Source organism: Caulobacter sp. UNC358MFTsu5.1, assembly GCF_000712075.1.
Classification (GTDB): domain Bacteria; phylum Pseudomonadota; class Alphaproteobacteria; order Caulobacterales; family Caulobacteraceae; genus Caulobacter.
In genome coordinates, this window is the sequence record NZ_JONW01000006.1 from 267371 (window position 1) to 283764 (window position 16394).

Annotated in this window: 17 protein-coding genes and 1 tRNA gene; 8 read left to right on the top strand and 10 right to left on the bottom strand. The window is 69.6% G+C overall.

Translation table 11 applies throughout. The annotated features are described in order from the left end of the window. Window positions 1-8: 8 nt before the first annotated feature. The 3 genes from BR39_RS0109975 (at window position 9) to BR39_RS0109985 (ending at window position 3691) form a co-directional block, all read left to right on the top strand. Window positions 9-1967: a potassium transporter Kup gene (locus BR39_RS0109975; protein ID WP_029910755.1), complete on the top strand. Its 1959-nt coding sequence runs from the start codon at window positions 9-11 to the stop codon at window positions 1965-1967. Between the two features lie 3 nt (window positions 1968-1970). Beyond that, entirely contained in the window at window positions 1971-2333 is a 363-nt protein-coding gene (locus tag BR39_RS0109980; protein WP_029910756.1) for a DUF1648 domain-containing protein, read from the top strand. A gap of 128 nt (window positions 2334-2461) precedes the next feature. Continuing rightward, window positions 2462-3691 (top strand): argininosuccinate synthase, encoded by a 1230-nt coding sequence (locus BR39_RS0109985; protein ID WP_029910758.1) that lies wholly within the window; start codon window positions 2462-2464, stop codon window positions 3689-3691. A gap of 54 nt (window positions 3692-3745) precedes the next feature. Here BR39_RS0109985 and BR39_RS0109990 read toward each other — a convergent pair whose 3' ends face one another. Then, entirely contained in the window at window positions 3746-4696 is a 951-nt protein-coding gene (locus BR39_RS0109990; protein WP_029910760.1) for a hypothetical protein, read from the bottom strand. Window positions 4697-4924: 228 nt separating this feature from the next. Between BR39_RS0109990 and BR39_RS0109995 the strand changes: the two genes are divergently transcribed. Continuing rightward, the gene (locus BR39_RS0109995; RefSeq protein WP_029910762.1) at window positions 4925-5683 is read left to right on the top strand and encodes a hypothetical protein; all 759 of its coding nucleotides are present in this window, start codon (window positions 4925-4927) and stop codon (window positions 5681-5683) included. A gap of 13 nt (window positions 5684-5696) precedes the next feature. On the opposite strand, the gene BR39_RS0110000 is transcribed toward BR39_RS0109995, so the two are convergent. The 4 genes from BR39_RS0110000 to BR39_RS0110015 form a co-directional block, all read right to left on the bottom strand. Beyond that, on the bottom strand, window positions 5697-6083 hold the full coding sequence (locus tag BR39_RS0110000) for a hypothetical protein (RefSeq protein ID WP_029910765.1): 387 nt from the start codon (window positions 6081-6083) through the stop codon (window positions 5697-5699). Window positions 6084-6105: 22 nt separating this feature from the next. Beyond that, window positions 6106-6558, bottom strand: coding sequence for a hypothetical protein (locus BR39_RS0110005; RefSeq protein WP_029910768.1), 453 nt, complete (start codon window positions 6556-6558; stop codon window positions 6106-6108). Between the two features lie 60 nt (window positions 6559-6618). Beyond that, complete coding sequence (locus BR39_RS0110010) at window positions 6619-8835, bottom strand: penicillin acylase family protein (RefSeq protein WP_231499432.1); 2217 nt, start codon at window positions 8833-8835, stop codon at window positions 6619-6621. Between the two features lie 140 nt (window positions 8836-8975). Beyond that, window positions 8976-9051 (bottom strand) — tRNA-Ala (locus BR39_RS0110015). Between the two features lie 124 nt (window positions 9052-9175). Between BR39_RS0110015 and BR39_RS0110020 the strand changes: the two genes are divergently transcribed. The 3 genes from BR39_RS0110020 (at window position 9176) to BR39_RS0110030 (ending at window position 11756) form a co-directional block, all read left to right on the top strand. Further along, window positions 9176-9505 carry a YggT family protein gene (locus BR39_RS0110020; RefSeq protein ID WP_029910775.1) on the top strand — a complete coding sequence of 110 codons (330 nt, stop codon included), beginning with the start codon at window positions 9176-9178 and terminating at the stop codon, window positions 9503-9505. A 4-nt stretch (window positions 9506-9509) separates the two neighbouring features. Further along, window positions 9510-9812 (top strand): DUF167 family protein, encoded by a 303-nt coding sequence (locus tag BR39_RS0110025; RefSeq protein WP_029910780.1) that lies wholly within the window; start codon window positions 9510-9512, stop codon window positions 9810-9812. 297 nt (window positions 9813-10109) lie between these two features. After that, window positions 10110-11756, top strand: coding sequence for an ATP-binding protein (locus BR39_RS0110030; RefSeq protein WP_231499452.1), 1647 nt, complete (start codon window positions 10110-10112; stop codon window positions 11754-11756). A gap of 111 nt (window positions 11757-11867) precedes the next feature. Here BR39_RS0110030 and BR39_RS0110035 read toward each other — a convergent pair whose 3' ends face one another. The 4 genes from BR39_RS0110035 to BR39_RS0110050 form a co-directional block, all read right to left on the bottom strand. Then, the gene (locus tag BR39_RS0110035; protein WP_029910787.1) at window positions 11868-12305 is read right to left on the bottom strand and encodes a very short patch repair endonuclease; all 438 of its coding nucleotides are present in this window, start codon (window positions 12303-12305) and stop codon (window positions 11868-11870) included. Next, complete coding sequence (locus BR39_RS0110040) at window positions 12302-13504, bottom strand: NAD(P)/FAD-dependent oxidoreductase (RefSeq protein WP_051695379.1); 1203 nt, start codon at window positions 13502-13504, stop codon at window positions 12302-12304. Before BR39_RS0110040 ends, BR39_RS0110035 begins: the two co-directional genes overlap by 4 nt. A 26-nt stretch (window positions 13505-13530) precedes the next feature. Beyond that, window positions 13531-14517 (bottom strand): cysteine synthase A, encoded by a 987-nt coding sequence (gene cysK, locus BR39_RS0110045; protein ID WP_029910796.1) that lies wholly within the window; start codon window positions 14515-14517, stop codon window positions 13531-13533. A gap of 63 nt (window positions 14518-14580) precedes the next feature. After that, the gene (locus BR39_RS0110050; protein WP_029910799.1) at window positions 14581-15726 is read right to left on the bottom strand and encodes a DNA cytosine methyltransferase; all 1146 of its coding nucleotides are present in this window, start codon (window positions 15724-15726) and stop codon (window positions 14581-14583) included. Window positions 15727-15771: 45 nt separating this feature from the next. Between BR39_RS0110050 and BR39_RS0110055 the strand changes: the two genes are divergently transcribed. Then, window positions 15772-16221, top strand: coding sequence for a membrane protein (locus BR39_RS0110055; RefSeq protein WP_029910802.1), 450 nt, complete (start codon window positions 15772-15774; stop codon window positions 16219-16221). Window positions 16222-16230: 9 nt separating this feature from the next. Here the strand turns inward: BR39_RS0110055 and BR39_RS26710 are convergent, their stop codons facing one another. Further along, window positions 16231-16371, bottom strand: a complete 141-nt coding sequence (locus BR39_RS26710) for a hypothetical protein (RefSeq protein ID WP_197026671.1) — start codon at window positions 16369-16371, stop codon at window positions 16231-16233. Between the last annotated feature and the right edge of the window lie 23 nt (window positions 16372-16394).

Here is a 16394-nt window from a genome sequence, read left to right on the forward strand (position 1 = left end):
GGGATTGAATGGCTTCCGAAGCCTCTGGCGCTCCTGCTGCAGACAGCGCCGCCCCGTGTGATGTCCCTCCGCAAGCCGGCCATGACCTGAAAGGGCATGGCTTCCTGGCGCTTGCGCTCGGCGCCGTGGGCGTCGTGTTCGGCGATATCGGGACCAGCCCGCTCTACGCCATGCGCGAGGCCCTGGCCCATTCGCGCAGCACCACCGCCACCGAGCACGCCGTGCTGGGGGTGGTGTCGCTGGTGCTGTGGACCCTGACCCTGTTCGTCACGATCAAGTACGTGATCTTCTTCATGCGGGCCGACAACAAGGGCGAGGGCGGCACCCTGGCCCTGATGGCCCTGGCCCAGAAGGCCCTGGGCAAGGCGGCGCGCAAGCGCTCGACCGCCGTGTTCTTCCTGGGCGTGATCGGCGCGGCGCTGTTCTATGGCGACGGCATCATCACCCCGGCCATCTCGGTGCTGTCGGCGGTGGAAGGCATGAAGGACGCGCCGCATGTCGGCCATGCCCTGTCGGCCTACGTCCTGCCGATCTCGGCCGGCATCCTGGTCGCCCTGTTCCTGGTGCAGGCCAAGGGCACGCACCGCATGGCCGCCCTGTTCGGCCCGGTCATGGCCGCCTGGTTCCTGATCCTGGGCGGGCTGGGCCTGTTCCACCTCGTCGACGATCTGTCGATCCTGCGCGCCTTCAATCCCTGGTACGGCGTGCGTTTCCTGCTGGAGAACGGCTTCCTGGGCTTCGTGATCCTGGGCAGCGTGTTCCTGGCGGTGACCGGCGCCGAGGCGCTGTACGCCGACATGGGCCACTTCGGGAAGAAGCCCATCCGGGCGGCCTGGCTGTACCTGGCCTTCCCGTGCCTGGCCCTGAACTATCTGGGCCAGGGCTCGCTGGTGCTGGATCACCCGGCCTCGCGCCACAATCCGTTCTGGGACATGGTCCCGACCTTCGCCTACTGGCCGGTGCTGCTGATGGCCACCGTGGCCACGGTCATCGCCAGCCAGGCGGTGATCACCGGCGCGTTCTCGATGACCCAGCAGGCGGTGCAGCTGGGCCTGCTGCCGCGCCTGGACATCAAGCGCACCTCCGAGACCCAGGCCGGCCAGATCTACGTCCCGGCGGTCAACACCTTCCTGCTGATCGGCGTGCTGGTGCTGCTGATCATGTTCCAGAGCTCGCACAAGCTGGCCAGCGCCTACGGCATCGCCGTGACCGGCGCGATGTTCGTCGACACCCTGCTGGCTTATGTCGTGCTGCGCCTGGTGTGGAAGTGGAGCCTCTGGCAGACCGCCGCCCTGCTGGTGCCGCTGGCCATGATCGACCTGGTGTTCATCGCCTCGAACGCGCTGAAGATTCCCGACGGCGCCTGGCTGCCGCTGGTGTTCGGCGCGGTGCTGGTGCTGATCATGTGGACCTGGACGCGCGGCGCCCAGATCCTGACCGACAAGACCCGCCGCGACAGCGTGCCCCTGGTCGACCTGATGGAGATCCTGCGCGCCCGGGCCCCGCACCGCGCCCCCGGCACGGCGATCTTCCTGACCTCCGACCCGGACATGACCCCGGTCGCCCTGATGCACAACCTCAAGCACAACAAGGTGCTGCACGAGCGCAACGTGGTGCTGACCGTCCGCACCGCCGAGACCCCGCGCGTCGCCGACGAGGACCGCGTGCGCACCCAGGCGATCAACGCCGACTTCAAGAAGGTCGAGATCTTCTACGGCTTCATGGAAAGCCCGAACGTGCCCAAGGCCCTGGCCATCCTGCGCAAGCAGCAGGGGCTGAAGTTCGACATCATGGCCACCAGCTTCTTCCTGGGCCGCCGCTCGATCGTGCCGTCGGCCAACAGCGGCATGCCGCTGTGGCAGGACCGGATCTTCATCTTCCTGATGAAGAACGCCACCAACCCGACCGACTTCTTCAAGATTCCGCCCGGCCGCGTGGTCGAACTGGGCGCGCAGGTGACGGTCTAGGCCATGGAAGCGGCGCTGCGCATCCTGGGCGACGGCCTGTCGATCGCCGCCCTGGCGATCATCGCCTCCACCGCCCAAAGCGCCTGGAAGCGCATCCCCAAGGGCGCGCGCATCCCCATGCAATGGGGGCTGGACGGCCGGCCGACCTGGCGGGCGTCCAAGGGCGTGGGCCTGCTGGCGATCCCGGTCCTGGCGATCCTGATCCTGCTGTCGTTCACCCTGACCCAGCTCACCTATCGGGTGGACGGCGCCAGCGCGGTGATCGTGCTGTGCGTGCGCGCCACCCTGGCCGCCGCCCTGGCGCTGAGCCAGCTGGTGCACCTGCGCAAGGTCATGGAGACCTTGAGCGACGAAGGCGATCTCTAGGGCCGATCTTTGGGATCGGCCAACACGCCGTTTCAATCGTCGTGAAACCGCGCTAAACGCCCCGCGACCCGGTGTTTCTCAGAAGGAGAGACGCTTGCGACTTTGTGTTTCCTCGGAAGGACCCCCTCATGGCCGACAAGTCCGTGAAGAAGGTCGTGCTCGCCTATTCGGGCGGCCTCGACACCTCGATCATCCTCAAGTGGCTGCAGACCGAATACGGCGCTGAGGTCGTGACCTTCACCGCCGACCTGGGCCAGGGCGAAGAGATCGAGCCGGCCCGCGCCAAGGCCCTGGCCGCCGGCGTGAAGCCCGAGAACATCTTCATCGAGGACGTGCGCGAGGAGTTCGTGCGCGACTACGTCTTCCCGATGTTCCGCGCCAACACCGTCTATGAGGGCCAGTACCTGCTGGGCACCTCGATCGCCCGTCCGCTGATCGCCAAGAAGCAGATCGAGATCGCCCGCAAGACCGGCGCCGACGCCGTCAGCCACGGCGCGACCGGCAAGGGCAACGACCAGGTCCGTTTCGAGCTCGGCTACTATGGCCTCGAGCCCGACATCACCGTGATCGCCCCCTGGCGCGAATGGGACTTCAAGTCCCGCGAGGCCCTGCTGGACTTCGCCGAGAAGCACCAGATCCAGATCACCAAGGACAAGCGCGGCGAGGCGCCGTTCAGCGTCGACGCCAACCTGCTGCACAGCAGCTCGGAAGGTAAGGTCCTGGAGGACCCGGCGGTCGAGGCCCCCGAGTTCGTCCACATGCGCACGATCTCGCCCGAGGACGCGCCGGACAAGCCGACCATCATCACCATCGACTTCGAGAAGGGCGACCCGGTCGCCATCGACGGCGTCAAGATGAGCCCGGCCACCCTGCTGACCAAGCTGAACGAGCTGGGCCGCGACAACGGCGTCGGCCGCCTGGACCTGGTCGAGAACCGCTTCGTGGGCATGAAGTCGCGCGGCGTCTACGAGACCCCCGGCGGCACCATCCTGCTGGCCGCCCACCGCGGCATCGAGAGCATCACGCTGGACCGCGGCGCGATGCACCTGAAGGACGAGCTGATGCCGAAGTATGCGTCGCTGGTCTACAACGGCTTCTGGTTCTCGCCCGAGCGCGAGATGCTGCAGGCCGCCATCGACTACAGCCAGGCCAAGGTGGCCGGCCAGGTGCGGGTCAAGCTCTACAAGGGCAACGTCACCGTCATCGGCCGCACCAGCCCCTACTCGCTGTACGACCAGGACCTGGTCACCTTCGAGGAAGGCAAGGTCGCCTACGACCACCGCGACGCCGGCGGCTTCATCAAGCTGAACGCCCTGCGCCTGCGCGTCCTGGCCAAGCGCGACAAGCGCCAAGGCTAAGGCGCGTCCAAATCGGCCTGGCGTTCCCGAGCGGACGCCAGGCCGTCCGGCGTCCTATTTCAGCGGGATGACCGGCATGGCGGTGCCCGGCGACGTGTTGTCGTCGACGTGGTTGTTGCCATACGACAGCAGGTTGGTAGTCGACGAATTGATGCCCACCCCGTTGCCGGTGACCATCGAGCTGCCCACGCGGATGACCGCGCCGGTTCCCGAAAGGTTGACGCCGACGCCGTTGTTCACCGACGCCGAACGGTCGATGTTCAGCGAGACCGCGCCGCTGCCCGCCGTCTGGGCGACCACGAAGCCCGAATAGACGTTGCCGGCCGCCGTGGTGTCGACCGCCGCGGCGGTGATGGCGCCGGTCCCCGCGATGGAGTTCTCCAGCCGCAGCCCCAGCACGTTGTTGACCAGCCGCGTGGTGCTGAAGTCGACCGCCGCCGACCCGGTCCCGGTGGGACGCACCAGCACGCCGCCGCCGGTGGTGCCCGATCCGTTGCTCTCGACCGTGGTGTCCTGGATGTTCACGCGCCCGGCCGTGCTGGGTTGCACCAGGATCCCGTAGTTCGAGAAGCCCGAGATGCTGACGTTCTCGACGCTGAGCGAAGCGCCGGAATTGAACACGATACCGTTCACCCCGGTGCCCACGCCGTTGAACGTGATCCCTCGAATGGTGATCTTGTCGGTGGCCGCGGCGTTTATGACGAAGCCGTTGGTGCCCGCCGCCAGCACGCCGGCTTCCCCGGCGCCGTCATTGGCGATGGTGATCGCCTTGGTGATCGTCAGGGCGCCGAAGCCGCCCGGATCCAGGGTGTTGATCTCACCGCCGGCCGCCGTTTTCGAAATGGCGCCCGCGAAGGTCTTGCAGGGGGCCGTGCGGCTGCAGGGGTTGGCGTCGTCGCCGACGCCCGAGACCCAGGTTCGGGTCGCCTGGGCGCTGGCCGGCGCGACGTGGATCAGGAGCGCCAGGCTCGCGGCGCCGAGTATCGATAGAGCGGATATTTTCATGATCGCCTCCCCGATTGGCAACGATCGTCTCGCCTGTGAACGATCTTCAAGCTCAACCGTTGGGAACAGTACCGTTCCAACTCCCGCAAAAGGCAACTAGTTTCGAACCTAAGCCTTGGATCGAGGGGAACAGTCCGTGATAGGATCGCCCGACAAGCACGGTCGGCGGGGAGGCCGGCGTGCGGGAAAACCATCCGGACACGGAACGATGACACGCGCGAGGTGTGCATGCTGGTTCTGATCACGGCTTTTCCCAAGAGCGGATCGACGTTCTTGTCCTCGGTGATCGCTTCCCTGCCGGGTTTCGGTCGCGCCACCTTCGCCGACTGGGCCGGCACCCTGCCGCTGGTCGCGCCCGACGGCCTGCCCAGTTCCAGCCGCCGCGAGCAGGAGCTGTCCCATCGCCTGATCGAGAGCCTGGCGGGCCAGAACCTGGTGGCGCAGCATCACACCTGCGCGTCGGAATACAGCCTGCGGGTCATCGACGGCTACGCCATCACCACGTTGGTGCTCGTGCGCGACATCCACGACTGCATGGTCAGCCTGGCCGAGCACATCGCCACGGAAAGCCCGGAAATCCCGTGGGCCTATTTCGATCAGAGCATCTGCCAGCGGGACTTCCACTACCGGGTCGACGCGGTCGTCGACCTGGTCGCCGCCTGGTACCTGAAGTTCTACGCGTCCTGGATGAGCACCCGTCCGGCCAACGTCTTCCACTACGAGAACATCGTGCTGGGCGGCGCCGAAGGGGTGCGCGATGTGCTGGATCGATCCGGCCTGCTGGCGCGTGAACCCCAGACCTTCGCGGCCGCCGACCTCGAACAGCGGGTGGCCCAGGCGCGCGGACCCGACAATCGCTTCAACGTCGGCGTCAGCGGCCGGGGCGCCCAGCTGCTCAGCGCCGCCAACCGGGCCGCCATCGAGCGGATGGCCGGCTACTATCCGGAGATCGACTTCCGGCCGATCGGCATCGGCGCCGAGGCCTAGGTCCGGCCGTTCGTCAGCTCGCCGCGGTCCCCGCCGGCTGCACCAGGCTGGGCGCCAGGTTCACGCCGGTCTTGTTGTAGATCACCCAGCCGATCACCCGGAACGTCGCATCCAGCAGCTGCTGGGCCAGGACCAGGGTCATGAACTTGGTGAACTGCAGGGTCTGGTTGAAGGCCAGCTGCTGGTTGCGCATGATCATGTCGGCCGCTTCGGCCGGGATCTGCTGGTTGGTCAGGGCGACCTGGGTCTGCAGCGTCGCCTCGGCCAGGCTGCGCAGGTAGCCGGCCACCACCGACTTGTTGGCGTTCCACCACTGGGTGGACACCCCGCCCAGCTCGTCCTCGAGGGTCGAGACCAGCTGGTCCACGTTGTCGATCCGCAGGTTGGCGAAATCCAGCATCGGTCAGTCTCCCCCTGGGCCTCTAGTTGTTCTTCATGGCGCCGACGGCCTTGGCCGCCTGGTCGCAGCTGACCATCATGGCCTGGGTGGCGCCGGTGTTCGGGACCACGCCGTAGGTCTGGTGCAGTTTCGCCAGGCCCGAGACCTGGGCGCTGCAGCCCTTGATGAAGCCGACGGTCATGTCGCGCGCCTGTTCGGCCCGCTTGCCGGCCACCGGGGCCGAGGCGGCGCGCACGGCCACCACGGCCAGGGCCCCCTGGATCGTGGCGTAGGTGTCGACCGTCGCGGGATAGGTGGCCTTGTCCTGGTAGAGGCCCATCTCGGCCTGGGCCGCCAGCTTGGCCACGCTCTCGTAGGCGCTGGTGGTCTTCTCATCCAGGGTGGCGTCGTAGGGCGGGGCGAACAGCGCGCAGGCGCTCAAGGCCAGCGCCAGACCGGCGACGCCCACGGTGCGGATGGCTTGGGCCAGGTTCATGTCGTGTCTCCCCGAAAGCCAACCATGGGCTGCAATCGCGTTCCGCTCAAGCCGCCTTGCCTACTCGCCCGGCCGGTAGTTGCGTTCGACGTGACCCGTCAGTTGGTCCGGGTAGAAGTAGGCCGGCCGCAGGGCCCCGTCGGCGTAGCGCTGGGCCTGGTCCAGGAAGTGCTTCGACTTCGGATCGCCGCTCTCGCCGCCCGCCGACACCGCCAGGGCCTTCACCCGCGGCCCGAACTCGACCACGGCCACGAAGCTGTTGCCGCTGGTCCCGTAATACTTCTTCGTGCCCGGATAGCGCTTGGCCCCGAACGAGGCCAGCGACCCCCACTGGCCCGAGGCGAAGGGCACCGGGATCGAGGCCTTGGCGTCGTCGAAGGTCTGGACGATGGCGCCGTCGTTGCGCTGGAAGCGGTTGATCGTCCCCCAGGGCGTGCGCCAGTCGCCGAAGTCGGCGCTCAGGCGATCCGAGGCCTCGGCCAGGGCTTCCAGCTTCTGGGCCGGGGTCGTGCGTTCGGCCATGTACTTGTAGACCGAAACGCCCTCCTTCCGGGCCTGGGGCGCCGACTTGGCCCACAGTGCCTCGCCCCAGAACACCGCCAGCGAGGTCTCGGTTGAGGCCGCCGACCACTTCAGGTCCCAGGCCTTCAGCGCCGCCATCTGGGCCGCCAGCCGCGCCTTCGTCGGATCGCCGTCGGGCGTCGCGTCATAGGCCTTGGACAAGGTCGGGATCAGATCGGCGAAGGCGGTCAGGTAGGGGTCGTAGGCGGCCTGGATCAGGGTGGGCAGGGTGAAGTCCTTGCGGGCGCTCAGGACCCGCGTGGCGTGGACCCCGCGCGGCGTCTCGCCGACGCTGTCCATGTAGCGCGGATAGTCGGCCGGCTTGGGGCTGTAGGGACCGGCGGCCGAATAGGGCCAGTTGTTGGTGTTCATCAGCCAGCCGTTGGGCGGGTTCTTCAGGTGCGGCGCCTCGGACAGGGCGTGCAGGCCCTTCCAGTCGGCGGCCGGGTTCGCGCCGTCGACGGGTTTGGTGTAGTCGAAGCGGTCGTCGCGCCGGGGGATGAACTGCGGGTGCAGATAGGCCACCTCGCCCTTGTCGTCGGCGAACAGGGTGTTGTTCGAGGAATTGGCCTTCAGCTCGGCCACCTTCAGGAAGCTCGCATAGTCCACGGCCTTGGTGCGCAGGAACGACTGCTCCAGCGCCTCGACCGGCTTGTACATCATGGCGAAGGCCACCCACTTGCCGTCCGCCGCCCGGACGATGGGACCGTGGTGGGTGCGGTAGGTGGTGAAGCTCTTCTTAGCCAGCGAACCGTCGGCGGCGCGATAGGCGATCTCGACCGCGCGTGTCTCGACCGGCCGCTGTTCGGCTCCGTATTTGTAGAAGAGCTTGCCGCCCTGGCTCTGGATCGTCTCGGCGAACTCGTCGACCACGTCGACCGTGCTGGAGGTGTGCATCCAGCCGGCGTGGGCGTTGAAGCCCTGATAGACGAAGAACTGGCCCCAGGTCGCCGCGCCATACGCGTTCAGCCCCGCGTCGCTGGTCACCTGCAGCTCGGAGCGGAAGAAGAACGAGGTGTGCGGGTTGATCAGCAGCAGGGCGTGGCCGTCCTTGGTGTTGGACGGGGCGATGGCGAAGCCGTTCGAGCCGGTGGGTTCGCGGAACGCCACGGCCTGGGCGAACTCCCGCGCCCGGACCTCGGTCGAGGCTTGCATCCGGGGCTTGCCGTAGAAGGCCTCCAGCTCGCCCAGCGAGATCCGCTCGACGTCGCCGCCGATGCTGCCCTCGGTGAAGCTCAGCGCCATCCACGGCTCGAACCGGGTCAGCACCTTGGGCTTCACGTCCGGATGGGTGGCCAGGTAGTAGTTCAGCCCGTCGGCCCAGGCGTCCATCAGCGCCTTCAGCCAGGCGGGGCTCCTGTCGTAGCGGGCCTGCAGGTCGGCCGGATCGACGAACAGCCGCATCCGCAGATCCTGCCAGACCGCCTTCTCGCCTTCAGCCTCGGCCGTGCGGCCCAGATTGGTCAGGTAATTGGCCTCGATGCGCGGGAAGTCGTCCTCGGCCTGGGCGTAGATCATGCCGAACACCGCGTCGGCGTCGCTCTTGCCGTGGACGTGGGCGATCCCCCAGTCGTCGCGGGTGATCTGGACCCGCTGCGCCGTGGCCTGCTGGCGGGCCAGGTCGCCGGCGGGCTGGGCCAGGGCTGTCGAGGAAAGGGCCGGCCCGGAGAGCGCAGCGCAGGCGGCCGACAACAGAAGCAGTTTTCCGATACGCAAGAGAGGCCCTCCCGATCCAGGGAGCGGAACGTCGGGCGCCGCGCGACCCTTGTCCAGGTCCGCGCGGGCGTGCGACGCGATCCGGCGGACCCCGCGCGAAAAGCGGGCGGGTCGGCGTCAAAGGATGTCTGGAAGGTCCTTGGTGGAGCCGAGGGGAATCGAACCCCTGACCTCCTCATTGCGAACGAGGCGCTCTACCATCTGAGCTACGGCCCCAAGGAAGCGCGGAGATACGTTGGGGCGGCGGCCTCGTCAAGCGCCCGGTTGGCCGATCTGCGGCCTTTGCTTGCCAGGGCCGCCAAGGCGCGGCAATGAAGCGGGACACTCGGACGGGAAGCCCATGGTCGCCATCATCAACTTCGTCTTCTTCATCGCCGGCGCGCTGCTCAGCCTGCTGTGGTGGGCGATCATCATCTCGGCCGTGCTGAGCTGGCTGGTGGCGTTCGACATCATCAACCTGCGCAATCCCTATCTCCGCCAGATCGCCGAGTTCCTCGACCGGGTGACCGATCCGGTCCTGCGGCCGTTCCGCCGCATCATCCCGCCGCTGGGCGGCGTCGACATCAGCCCGATCATCGTGCTGCTGATCATCACCGGCGTGCGGGTCTATCTGCTGCCGGCCCTGCACGACGCCCTGGTGGGCCTGGTCACCGGCGGCAGCTACTACTGATCCCATGTCGTCCAAGGTCCGCCTGGCGGTCCGCCTCACCCCGCGCGGCGGGCGCGAGGCCGTCGACGGCTGGGCGGTGGACGGCGAGGGGCGGCCCTATCTGAAGGTGCGGGTCGCCGCCCCGCCGGTCGAGGGCGCGGCCAACGCGGCGCTGCTGGCCCTGCTGGCCAAGACCCTGGGCTTGGCCAAGTCGTCCCTGTCCATCGCCTCGGGCGCCGGGGCGCGGCTGAAGCTGGTCGAGATCGAGGGCTGCGACGCGTTGTCGCTGGAGCGGGTCCTGGGGCGGCCGCCGGACGGCGTTTCCTGATACGTCCAGGCAAGCCGTGATCACGAATCTCATCCCGCCATCGCCCGCGAGTTGAAAATGCCCCTTCAGGGCGGGAATGCGGGCAGGTTCCGTCCGTGGTCGGTCGAAAACCCCGCGAACGAATCAGGGTCTTTCACCCCCTCTTAGCGACGATGTTTCATGCTATGGGCATTCCGCGCGTGGTGGGGACCACGTGACACGGGGGGCTGTGTGGACGACGGACGGCATCAGTCTGCTGAGGTGAGGGCGGCGCTCGCGCGGCGCGGCAACCTGTACCTGCGTGTCGTCGCCACGGTGATGATCGCCCTGATGCTGCACGTCTTCATGGGCGCCAGCTGGACCTGGCTGTGGGCGGGGACCTATTCGGCCGCCCAGCTGCTGGAGCTGATCCTGATCCGCCGGATGGTGCGCCGGCCCAATCCCGGCCGCGCCTTGCGGTTCGCCGTCGCCGCCATGCCGGCGGTGACCTCGGTCATCTTCGGCTTCCTGTCTCTGCCGCTGTTCGCCTCGTCGGTGCGGTTCGCCCCCACCCTGGGCGGCATGCTGCTGGCCGGGGCCCTGCTCAACGTCATCGTCGTCAATTCCAGCCTGAGGTCGGCGACGATCTCGGCGGCCGCGCCCCACGTGGTCTATCTGCTGATCGTGCCGTTCGTGGCCCGGGCGGCCAATCCGCACGCCCCGCTGGCCAACGCCCTGTGGTTCGGGGTGGCCCTGCTGATCGTCTCGGTGTTCGTCGCCGCCCGCACCCTGGAGCGGGCCCTGCGCGCCGAGGCCGCGGCCAAGGAGGAGGCCGAGCGCCGTCGTCACGAGGCCGAGGAGGCCGTCGCCGCCAAGTCGGCCTTCGTGGCCATGATCAGCCACGAGCTGCGCACGCCGATCAGCGCCATCCTGGCCGGGGCGGCGCGCCTGCACAGCGACGTGCCCGAGGCCGCCTCCAAGCTGCACGCCCAGCTGATCGGCGACGCCGGGGCGATGATGCGCACCCTGCTCAACGACCTGCTGGACCTATCGCGCCTGGACGCCGGGCGGATGGCGGTCGAGCAGGCCCCGTTCGACCTGCGCCAGGCCATGGCCGACACCCTGCGGCTGTGGCGACCCGACGCCAACAAGAAGGGCCTGCGCCTGCGGGTCGAGGGCGCGGCGCATCTTCCGAGGTGGGTGGCCGGCGACGCCATGCGCCTGCGCCAGGTGCTGAACAACCTGCTGTCCAACGCCATCAAGTTCACCGACCGCGGCGCGGTCACCGTGCGCCTGTCGGCGCGCGAGGCCGACGATCACCTGGTGTTCGAGGCGGTGGTCGCCGACACCGGGCGCGGCCTGACCGAGGACCAACTGGCGCGGCTGTTCACGCCCTTCGACCAGCTGGCGTCCAACGTCGCCCGCGAGCACGGCGGTTCGGGCCTGGGCCTGGTGATCAGCCGCGAGCTGGCCCGGCTGATGGGCGGCGACCTGATGGTGACCAGCAGGCCCGGCAAGGGTTCGCGCTTCCGGCTGGAGGTGCGCGTCGAGGCGGCCGAGGCCCCGGGCTCCCAGGCCGGCGGCGTCGTCGTCGAGGGCGCGCGGGTGCTGGTGGTCGACGACCACGTGGTCAACCGCCGGGCCATCGAGCTGGTCCTGCAGTCGTTCGGCATCCAGCCCACCCTGGCCGAGTCCGGCGAGCGGGCCTTGGAGCTGCTGCAGTCCGAGGTGTTCGACGTCATGCTGATGGACGTCTACATGCCCGGCATGGACGGCCGCGACGCCACGCGCCAGCTGCGCGCCGCCGAGGGGCCCAACCGCGACATCCCGGTGATCGCCGTCACCGCCTCGGCCACCGCCAAGGACTGGGAAGCCTGCCACGCGGCCGGGATGAACGCCCACGTCGCCAAGCCGATCGACCCCAGCCAACTGCACGCGGCCCTGAGCGAGGTGCTGCCGACGGGGACGGCGCGGGCGGCGGCCTAGGCGGAGCCAGCCCCCTCCGGCCCTCCGGGCCACCTCCCCCAGAGGGGGAGGATCTATGCCGCGCCAGATGCTCCCCCTCTGGGGGAGCTGTCGCGAAGCGACTGAGGGGGTCTACGCGGGCGGGGTCTCGTCCAACAACTTCGCCAGCCGCCCCTTCAACCCCTCCCGATCCTTCATCTCGCACTCCCACACCGTTTCCACCCGCCAGCCGGCCGCCGCCAGGTCGGTGCGGTTGCGCGCGTCCCGGGCGACGTTCCGCGCCACCTTGGCCAGCCAGTAGTCGCGGTTGGCCTTGGGCACGCGCGAGCCGCGCGGGCAGTCGTGGCCGTGCCAGAAGCAGCCGTGGACGAAGATCGCCAGCCGGCGGCCGGGCATGGCCACGTCGGGCGAGCCGGGCAGGTCCTTGCGGTGCAGGCGGTAGCGCGCGCCGAGATCGGTCAGCAGCCGGCGCAGCAGCAGCTCGGGCTTGGTGTCCCGGCTCCTGACCCGGGCCATCACGGCCGAGCGCTTGGCGGGGTCGAAGACGTCCGTGGACTTGGGGGCGGTCATGGCCGTGTAACGCGCGGGAACCGTCCCAGGCGCAGGGTCCCCGTCAGCAGGCGCGCCGCCACCTGCTTGACGCCGGGCAAGCCCGACATCGGGGTGAAGATCCAGTCGCGCACCGCGGGCCAGAAGCCGCCGTGCGACTGGAACAGCGGGGTCAGGGCCTTGGACGCCACCTGGTAGAGGGCCGTGTGGCGGCGGCGGTCGGCCTGCCAGGCACCAACCGAAACGGCGACGGGGCGGCTGTCGCGGCCCAGGCGCTCGGCCAGCTCGACCGCGTCCATCAGAGCCAGGTTCGCGCCCTGTCCCAGCTGCGGGCTGGTGCCGTGGGCCGCGTCGCCCAGCAGGGTGCAGGCCTGATGGTTCCAGCGGCCCACCGAGACGTCGCGATAGAGCGCCTTGGAGAAGCCGTTCCAGTCGTCGCGTTCGGCCAGCAGGGCGGCCAGGTCGGGCCACAGGGGTTTGAGGCGCTGGTCGCGCCAGGCGGCGAAGTCGCCGGCCAGGAAGGCGTCGAGGCCGGCGACCGGCACGGACCAGAACATCGCCAGGCCGGTGGGCGACAGGCCGTCCGGATCGCGACCGACGGGCAGGGCGCCGACCATCACCTCGGCGCGATGGTAGATCTGGCGCAGCGCCCCGCCGAACCGGTCGCAGGGATCGGCCACGTGGGTCCAGACCGCGCCCCACGGATAGACCGGCGCCCGGGCGCCGGGGCGCAGGACCGGCCGCAGCGGCGAGGCCGAGCCGTCGGCGACCACCGCCAGGTCGAACGGTCCCCAGGACCGGCCGCGCTCGTCGTGCAGGATGGGGCGTGCGGGGTGCTCGATCCGGACGATGCGGGCCCCGGTCACCACCTCGACGCCCGCGCCGGGCAGGGCGTCGTGCAGGGTCTGGAACAGCACGCCGCGATGGATGCCGACGCCGTGCCCCCCGGGCCGCCAGTCGTTGTAGTCCAGGTCCATGACCTTGCGGCCGCGGCTGTCCTGGCCTTCCAGCCGACCGACCACGGCGCCGGCGGCGCGGACCTGTTCGTCCAGCTGGAGCGCACGCAGGGCCGCCAGGCCCGTCGGCTGGAGGAGCAGGCCCGAACCCAGCGGGCGCGGGGCCTCGAAGGCCTCCAGCAGGGTGACGGCGTGGCCGGCGCGCGCCAGGGCGAGGGCGGCGGCCATGCCGCCCACCCCGCATCCGACGATCCCGACGCGCACGCCCCCGCGTTCCGCCTAGGTCCGGGTCAGAGGCCTTCGAACAGGGCGGTCGACAGGTAGCGCTCGGCGAAGCTGGGGATGATCGCCACGATCAGCTTGCCGGCGTACTCGTCGCGCATGGCCAAGTCGAAGGCCGCGGTCAGGGCCGCGCCCGAGCTGATGCCCACCGGCAGGCCTTCGGTCGAGGCCGCCTTGCGGGCCATGGCGAAGCTGTCGTCGTTCGACACCTGGATGACCTCGTCGATCACGCCGCGGTCCAGGATGCCCGGCACGAAGCCGGCGCCGATCCCCTGGATCTTGTGCGGGCCGGGCGCGCCGCCCGACAGCACGGCCGAGGCTTCCGGCTCGACCGCGACCATCTTCACCGACGGCTTGCGGGCCTTCAGCACCTGGCCGACGCCCGAGATGGTGCCGCCGGTGCCCACGCCCGAGACCACGGCGTCCACGGCGCCGGCGGTGTCGTTCCAGATCTCTTCCGCCGTCGAGACGCGGTGGATCAGCGGGTTGGCGGTGTTCTCGAACTGCTGGGGCATCACCGCGCCGGGGATGGCCTCGATGATCTCCTGGGCGCGGGCGACGGCGCCGCGCATGCCCTTCTCGGCCGGGGTCAGCTCCAGCTTGGCGCCCAGCAGCAGCAGCATCTTGCGGCGCTCGATCGACATGCTTTCCGGCATGACCAGGGTCAGCTTGTAGCCCTTGGCGGCGGCCACGAAGGCCAGGGCGATGCCGGTGTTGCCCGAGGTCGGCTCGACGATCACGCCACCCGGCTTCAAGAGACCTTTCGCCTCCAGGTATTCGATCATCGCCACGCCGATGCGGTCCTTGACCGAGGCCAGCGGGTTGAAGAACTCCAGCTTGGCCACGACCGTGCCCTTGGGCTTCAGCTCGGCGGTCAGGTTGGGCAGGCGGACCAGCGGCGTGTCGCCGACCGTGTCCAGGATCGAGTCGAAGATCTTGCCGCGCCCGGCGCGCTTGAACCGCGCGGCGTCGTAGATCGAGGAGGCGTCGTCCATGGGAAGTCTCGCTTGAGAAGGATTTAACCCACCTTAGGCCGTGGGTTTTGACGTGTCAGCGGCTCATTCGGCCGCCAGAGGCGCAGATTTTCTTGAGGCCAGCGGAGTCAGCAGCCGCTCGGACAGCCAGCGCACCACCGGGGCGGCCACCCCGTCGCCGATCACGTGCAGGCCGGCCGTGGCGCTGCGGGGCAGGCGATAGCCGTCGGGCAGGCCCATCAGCCGGGCGCCCTCGCGCGGGGTGACCAGGCGCGAGCGTACCTGGCCCTTGTCGATCACCAGCAGGGTCTGGCGCGAGGAGCCGCCGCGCGGCGTGCGCAGGCAGCCAGCCAGGCCGTCGAAGCGCACCTCGGCCCGCTGGTCGCCGCCGCGCATGCGCCGGAAGACCGCGCCGACCGCGCGCTCGCCGCTCCGGATGCGCGCGTCGACCGAAGCGCGGTGCGACGGGGCCATCAGGTCCAGCAGGGCGGCGGTGGCCTCCTCGCCGCGCCATTCGACCTGATCGTCGGGCTCCAGCACGGCGGCGAGGTCGGCGTTACGGGCGGGCGGGGCGTCCAGGCCCCACCAGATCCAGCGCTCTTTCAGATCGGCCGGCAGGCGGGCGGCGGCCTCGCGCACGGCCCGGCCGTGTAACGGGCTCTGGCCCTCCAGGCCGTCGACCGGCAGGCGGGTGGCCACCACGAAGACGCGCGGCCGCGACTGGGGCACGAAGTGCGAGGCGTCGATCTCGAGGGCGCCGAAGCGATAGCCGCGCGCCGCCAGCAGGCCGCACAGGGCGGTGAAGTCGTCGCCCCGGTGCGAGGTCAGCAGGCCCACCACGTTCTCGACCACCACGGTGTCGGGCGCGCGGCCCTGGTCGTCCAGCGCCTCGATCAGCTTCCAGAAGCCGAAGAAGGCCGATGATCGCTCGCCCGCCAGGCCCTTGCGGGCGCCGGCCAGGCTGAGGTCCTGGCAGGGGCTGGACGCCCAGGCCAGGTCGGCGCGGCCCGGCAGGTCGTCGGCGGTCAGGTCCCAGACGTCGCCTTGGTGGAAGTGCCCCTTTCCATCCTTCATGCCGAGGCCGGGAAAGTTGTCGGCGTAGGTCGCCGCCTTGACGGCGTCGAAGTCGTTGGCGAAGGCGCAGTCCCAGGCCTGGCCCAGGCCCAGGCGGGCCATGCCGCCGCCGGCGAAGAACTCGAAGAAGGAGAGGGGAGAGGCGTTCCGATTCATCGCGGGGGAGTCTAGCGTGAGCCGCCCTCCGGAGGATAGCGCCGCATGCTTCGAACCCTCGCCGCCGCCCCTTTTGCCCTGAGCCTGGTCCTGGCCCTCGCCGGATGCGGGGAGTCGCCGATGGGCGCCTCCGAGGGCGCCTCGACCGCGCCCGCCGACGCGCCGGCCTCGACCCCGCCCGGACCGGACTTCTCCGGCGACTTCCAGCTGGTCGGGACCGAACCGTTCTGGGGCGGGCGGATCCAGGAAGACGGCCTGACCCTGTCGCGCGCCGGCCAGCCCGACGTCAGCGCCGCCAACGCCGGCGTGAAGGTCGAGGGCGACGTCGGGGTGTGGGGCGTGGGCGGCCTCGTGTTCCGGCTGCATCCCGAGCCCTGCACGGACGGCATGTCGGATCGCAAGTACGACTACCGCGCCGAGGTGACGATCAACGGCCAGGTCCTGAGGGGCTGCGCGTCGTCGCCGCTGGGGCTGGAGGACCAGCCGAGGCCCTGACGGGGAAGGCTAGTTCCCGACGTCCATCAGCTCGTAGTGACCACGCGCGTCGAGATTCTGATGCACGCCGCCCGGCACGGGCAGCAGCAGGCCGATCGAGACGGCGGCGACGGTGGCGAGGGCGAAGAGGGCCTTGACGGTGGAGGCCATGGCGGCGGGGTCCTGGTTGCGAT

Bases quoted from the DNA above. Each gene is read 5' to 3' on its own strand.
- BR39_RS0110020 (WP_029910775.1), top strand. From the start codon at position 9,176: ATGGTCGCCATCATCAACTTCGTCTTCTTCATCGCCGGCGCGCTGCTC.
- BR39_RS0109990 (WP_029910760.1), bottom strand. From the start codon at position 4,696: ATGAAAATATCCGCTCTATCGATACTCGGCGCCGCGAGCCTGGCGCTC.
- BR39_RS0109975 (WP_029910755.1), top strand. From the start codon at position 9: ATGGCTTCCGAAGCCTCTGGCGCTCCTGCTGCAGACAGCGCCGCCCCG.
- BR39_RS0110000 (WP_029910765.1), bottom strand. From the start codon at position 6,083: ATGCTGGATTTCGCCAACCTGCGGATCGACAACGTGGACCAGCTGGTC.
- BR39_RS0110030 (WP_231499452.1), top strand. From the start codon at position 10,110: ATGATCGCCCTGATGCTGCACGTCTTCATGGGCGCCAGCTGGACCTGG.
- cysK (WP_029910796.1), bottom strand. From the start codon at position 14,517: ATGGACGACGCCTCCTCGATCTACGACGCCGCGCGGTTCAAGCGCGCC.
- BR39_RS0109995 (WP_029910762.1), top strand. From the start codon at position 4,925: ATGCTGGTTCTGATCACGGCTTTTCCCAAGAGCGGATCGACGTTCTTG.
- BR39_RS0109985 (WP_029910758.1), top strand. From the start codon at position 2,462: ATGGCCGACAAGTCCGTGAAGAAGGTCGTGCTCGCCTATTCGGGCGGC.
- BR39_RS0109980 (WP_029910756.1), top strand. From the start codon at position 1,971: ATGGAAGCGGCGCTGCGCATCCTGGGCGACGGCCTGTCGATCGCCGCC.
- BR39_RS0110005 (WP_029910768.1), bottom strand. From the start codon at position 6,558: ATGAACCTGGCCCAAGCCATCCGCACCGTGGGCGTCGCCGGTCTGGCG.
- BR39_RS0110035 (WP_029910787.1), bottom strand. From the start codon at position 12,305: ATGACCGCCCCCAAGTCCACGGACGTCTTCGACCCCGCCAAGCGCTCG.
- BR39_RS0110025 (WP_029910780.1), top strand. From the start codon at position 9,510: ATGTCGTCCAAGGTCCGCCTGGCGGTCCGCCTCACCCCGCGCGGCGGG.
- BR39_RS0110050 (WP_029910799.1), bottom strand. From the start codon at position 15,726: ATGAATCGGAACGCCTCTCCCCTCTCCTTCTTCGAGTTCTTCGCCGGC.
- BR39_RS26710 (WP_197026671.1), bottom strand. From the start codon at position 16,371: ATGGCCTCCACCGTCAAGGCCCTCTTCGCCCTCGCCACCGTCGCCGCC.
- BR39_RS0110055 (WP_029910802.1), top strand. From the start codon at position 15,772: ATGCTTCGAACCCTCGCCGCCGCCCCTTTTGCCCTGAGCCTGGTCCTG.